1 protein-coding gene is annotated in these 6,018 nt (G+C 38.1%); it reads right to left on the bottom strand.

Annotated elements, in window-relative coordinates; translation table 11 throughout:
• A partial coding sequence (locus HX062_RS15860) for a fibronectin type III domain-containing protein (RefSeq protein WP_286468094.1) occupies positions 1-5,611 on the bottom strand: 5,611 nt, incomplete at its 3' end.
• Between the last annotated feature and the right edge of the window lie 407 nt (positions 5,612-6,018).

Below are 6,018 nucleotides of genomic sequence, written 5' to 3'. Positions count from 1 at the left end.
CTGGCAAAATCTCAATTGTGAATTCCGATTGTCCATAGCATCCATTTTCATCCTCACGATAAACATACAAGGTGTTCTTTCCTACGACATTATACAGTGCACCTGCTTCGTATTTGGTTCCCGCTCCGTATGGATCTGTGTAGTACGCTTCTCCATCCGCTAATTTAGGTAAAACAACTTCTTTACAAATAAAAATAGGCTCTATTTGGGTTGCCCCTAATTGCTCATTCTTACCTAGCCTAAATGAGGTATCTTTCGGACATTTGGTCAGCTTATTAGTAACCTTCATATAAATGATCACACCTTCTGGATTCTCAGTTACAAACGAAGGGTCTATTGAATTAATACCTGCATCTAAATCGGCTTTACTAGTAAAATATTCAACTGTAAATTCCTCAATATTTAGACCTTGTAACACCACAGGAATATTATCGTCCAAGTTATATACGTACTCTGATCCTGGTTTTTTAGCGCAGTCGTATAATGTTTGAGGCGTTGAAAGGTTAAATGGCTCTTTTAAGAAAGAAAAGTTCTTTTTAATTTCTAATTCCTCACCATTACAATGGGTATAACTAATTTTTCCTGTATAGACAACTGATTCCTCAATAGTTACGCTAATATCCGTTTGATCAGAATAGAATTCTCCATCTTTTAACCATTGGAAGGTAGCAATTGATGGGCCACTAGGCACAAAGCGCCAAGCCTCATTTTGAGCATCCCATGGTCCAGAATTTCTTCCTGGAGGGGCATAGCCTTGGGTACCATCTTCATTTTGAATACCAATTAAACCACTTCCGTTATTAAATCCGGTACATGCCTTTCTGTTCTTTACATAGACTTCAATAATATTAGTACCCTCATATAAAACAACTTGCGTTGTTTGCGTACTTCCCTCAATATCAGATGGGTCGTAAGGACAGTCAGAGCCAAATAATCCCATGTGATACATATTAAATACTAACGCACGACATGGAGCGGTTCCCAAAATCTGATAGTTAACAGAATAATCTGATGGAGAATTATCAGGATACATATCTTGCATTACTCCAAAAATTGAATTTACATAAGGAGGGCTTGTTGTTCCACCTCTATCCATTGGAATTTGATGCGTGTCATTAAAGAGATATCCTGTAGGAGCAAGGGGTTGGTATCTTCCATTATCGACTTCTCCAGCGATACTGAATGTCAGCATTCCATTAGTACCAATTAATACTTTGTCATAACTATTGCCAAAAAAACAAAAATCAAATCCAAGATCAATGATATCAGACCAATAATCATCTCTTGTCAAACTAATAGCATCTCCTCCCACAAATGGGAACGGAGGATCGTAGTCAATCGATTCAACTTCATATTCTGTGGTAGCTCTGATATCGTAGAAATTTGCTTTTAAATCTAGCGTTACAGGTTCATCTGTACAAAGGTAGTAATTCCCATCATCAGCAATTTCAATATCGAGTTCCTCAACGTCAATATTTGCACATCCTGGAGGGTAGAAAACAGAAAACTGTTCAGGACCAACCCAGAATCCTTTTTCAGTATCAGAACAAATAGCACGAACATATACACGATAGAATACTTCTTCTACAGCATCTTCAAATATATACTCTGGGGTTCCTTCTACTACAATACCTTGAGTAGTATATAAAGGATCACTTTCGCCTATTTCAACAATAAAAATTTCCCATTTTGTTTCGTCACCAGCAGGTGTCCATGAAATATGAAAATCTTCTGTATTGTCAATTTTCTCAATCACAATTTCCTCAATATCTCCACAAGCCACATGTTGGATATACAAGTTCTTAATTGCAGCAGGTGGTTGAGCACCGCCACCCCCATCTTGTCTCCACTCAAAAATAACACGCATAGTCTGACCTGCATAGGGTGTAGCATCAAAATCAATTCGCTCAGGTGTGAAAGCAGGCGTTAGGTTGTAGATATTTTGTCCTAACTGAACCCCGCCACTATTGGCAGCTGTTGTCTGTACACCAGCTACAGGAACGTATGTAGTAGGGACTAACCATACTCTGAAATAGTCATATGTACTTTCTCCTACTGCTCTCCAATTAAAGCTCATCGTGTAAACCTCTGTTGCATTTGCTGGGAAGATAATGTCTTTATAAATATGTGAAACTTGTGCGCCACTTACCTCATACGAATTAGAAACTCCATTGTCTTTACTAATATACATCGCTTCTCCAGCAATATTATTGGCTTGACCAACAACCCATTTATTCTTGCTGTCGTTCACATAGCCAAATTTCGGATTATCGTTAAAGTCCTCGAAATAAGGCAGATCCACAGGAATTAAGTCTGTTGAGAATGAGATAGGTCCTTCCCAATAGCCTGTATCTGTTGCACTACAGTGTGAGCGTACCCAAACAAAGAACTGTGTACCATCCGCTAGATTATTTAGAGTATGAGTTGTTCCATTAACTGTAGCAGTTGGCGTAGTTGTTTCGTCTGGACGAACCCCCGTTGTATTGTGATAAACATCATAGGAGCTTATTCCTGTAACTGCAGTCCATGAAACGACTGCTGAATTTCTAGTTATTGATCCGATAGTAATCGTTGTAGGATCAACAGTCGGACATGTAATTTGTTTCAGTTTTAAATTGTCAATAGCAGCTGGTGGTTGAGTCCCACCACTTGCGTCATTTCTCCATTCAAAAAGCAAGCGTAACGTTTGTCCGGCATAAGCAGTAGCATCAAAGACAAGTCTCTCGTTTAGGAAGCTATCATTTTGACTAAAATTCGTTCTGCCTAATTGAACCCCTGAACTATTCGTTGCAGTAGTTAACACGTTAGCGGTAGGGAAATACGTTGTCGGTACCGCCCAAACTCTAAAATAGTCAAAACTACTTTCTCCAACGCAGCGCCAATCAAATGTAATTTCAATATCTGTTGCTCCAGCAGGAATCGTAAAATCTTTATAAATTTGGGATACCTGCGAAATATCATCTTTGATATAAGCATTGGTTACACCATCATCACTTGTAATATATAGGGCTTTATCACCACCATTGTTTACGGCATTACCAATAAACCACTTGTTCAAGTTGTCATTGACCATAGCGTAAGGCTGGTCTGTTTCAAAATCATCTTCATAGGGTAATCCTACGGGAACTAAAGAGGTCCTAGCTTGTAGAGGTCCCGTCCATAAACTAACCTCAGTAGCAGAACATTTCGTACGTACCCAGACATAATAAGTTGTATTGGGTTGTAACCCTTCAAATATATGTGTTGTACCCGTCACATTTACCGTGGTTACAGTAGCACCTGGTGGTGTTGCATCTGTACCGATATACACCTCATAACTTGCAGCGCTAGCAATTGCACCCCAACTCGCTGTTAAGTTATTTGACGTTACTCCCTCTAGTACCAAGTTTGAAGGTTGACTACAGGTAATTACTTCAACATTCAAATTGTCAATAGCTGCAGGAGGTTGCGTTCCTCCACTACTATCTTGTCTCCATTCAAAAACTAGACGCATGGTTTGACCAGCAAATGAGGTAGCATCTACAATTAAGTTTTCAGCTAAGAATGCATTATTTCCATTGTAATTTTCTCTTCCTAGTTGGATTCGTCCTGCATCTGCGGTAATTTGAGTACCTGCAATCGGCAAAAAGTCTACAGGAACTGCCCACACTTTAAATCTATCAAAACTAACTGTTTCTCCCACACAACGCCAATCAAATCGTATGCTAAGTTCATTGACATCTTGCGGTATTTCAAAATCTTGAAATACATGAGAGACTTGTGCGCCTGATACCGTATATTCGTTAGTTACCCCATCATCATTACTAATGTATAAGGCATTTGTTCCGCCGTTATTTACCGCCGTACCAACAACCCATTTATTGGTTGTATCATTTATATATCCAAAGGAGATATCTCCTTCAAAATCTTCAGCATAAGGTAGTGCTTTCGGTACTAAAGGTGTACGTGCTTCTAAAGCCGTTGTCCATGTACTCTCTGCATTGTCAGAACATCTAGAGCGCACCCATATGTAATAAATTGTATTGGGTTCTAAGTTAGTAAATGTGTGTGTTGCAGCTGTTACATTGACAACAGTTGCTGACTCATCCGGTTGGGTTGCATCTGTGCTTAGGAACACATCATAACTAGATGCGTTTGCTATTTCTCCCCAACTCACTTTAATTGAATTTTTTGTCAGTGCATCCACGATCAAATTACTTGGTAGACTACACAGAACTTGTTTTACTTCTATATTATCGATTGCTGCAGGTGGTTGATCTCCACCACTTCCATCATTTCTCCATTCAAATACTAAACGCACATTTTGACCTGCAAACGCAGCTATATTTTGTTCAATAGTTGCTCTAGTAAATTCAGGAGTCAAGTTATAATTCCCCCCTAATTGCATTCGATTTGGAGCCGCAGTAATCTGTGTATTAGTTACAGGCGTATAAGTAGATGGAACGATCCAAACTCTAAAATAATCGTATTGTGTTGAGCTTCCCTCTCCAACAGCCTTCCAATCAAAACCAATTGATAGCTCATCAGTGTTTGCTGGAATAGCTAAGTCACGATAGGCATGTGTAACACTAGACGCACTTCTATCATATTCATAACTAACCCCTTCATCTTTACTAATATACAATGCCTTTGTGCCACCGTTATTCACAACATCACCTATAAACCATTTATTGGTAGAGCCTGTTCCCATTTGCCAATTGACACTACCTTCAAAATTTTCATTAAACGGTAATGTTGCAGGCACTTGTGAAGTAGTGAATTGACCAGCATAAGTGTAAAATGAAGTCCCCTCTGCTCCGCAATTAGCGCGAAGATATAAGCTATAGCTGGTACTTTCTGTTAATCCGTCAATAACTAAAGGCTGGGTGCTGATATCCGTTAAAGTTCCGGAAACAGCTAATCCAGTTGCACCAGATCCAGGTTCGCCAGAAGTTCTAACCTCATACTCAATTGATTCTGTAGTTGGTTGATCTGAAATAGTAAAATTCACACTTGTTGAGGAAATTCCTTGAATCGTTCCAGTAACCTGAGGACATGTTATTTGATTACCAAACGTAATTTTCAAATTTGGCCTTGAAGTTACGGCACTTAAATCTTCTGTAGGTGCAGTATTATCCTTCCCTTTTGTAAAGTGCATATTGGTAGCTTCTGTTGCTTTAATATCAAAAGAGCTTCCACCACCACTTCCCCCGTAATTGGTTTCAACCAAAACTAATAAATTCTTTGTTCCATCTGAGTAGTTGAAAGAATTCAAAAAAGCAATAGTATAATAACCTGTAGTTACAGGACGAGCAATACCCTCATAAACTAAGGTAGCATCCGCAATAAAGCTGTTCCAATTATTGGCAACTAAAGTCGCATTGTCTACTTCCTTTAAATAAATTTTAATGGGTCTCTCTTGCTTTACGCTTCCGATATCCCAAGCTAATTTATTGATAAAACCTACTTGATTAATTTCAGCTGCGGTATACAATGCAGCTGATCGTTCGAAGCCATAAAGAGCCCCCATTGGGTTCCTATCGCTTCTCGTACCTGTGCCAATCGTAACCTCTTGTCCATAAGTATAAAAAATACTTAGCAAGAAGAAAAACAGCACTGTAATTCTTTTCATACGTATTAAGTTTTAAGTTAGTTAGGCTCAAATATAAAATATTTTTTATACAAAGATTAACAAAACAAATAGTCTTGCTCATGCTCAACTGTCACTAAACCTCAACATATATTATCATACATTCAATACTATAAAAAAATAATTTCGCAATTCATTATTTATTAAGTTAAATAAATATTATTAATAATAATAAAACCAAAATAACCTACAATATACTTTTTTTCACAAATTCACATGATTCTGAAAAAATAATGTTAATTATTCAGTTCCTATATTGAAAAAAACAAAAAATCCCCACCCCATGACAGGGTGAGGACTTTTCTAACTATACTAAACTTACTACTTTAACTATTTAAGAATGACGAATTCACTGCGTCTATTGATCGCGTGATCCTCTTCGGAACAGT

The organism is Myroides sp. DF42-4-2 (assembly GCF_030326445.1).
In the GTDB taxonomy this organism is placed as follows: Bacteria; Bacteroidota; Bacteroidia; order Flavobacteriales; family Flavobacteriaceae; genus Flavobacterium.
Note: the sequence above shows the minus strand (reverse complement) of the source record. Positions and strands in the feature narration are given on the sequence as shown.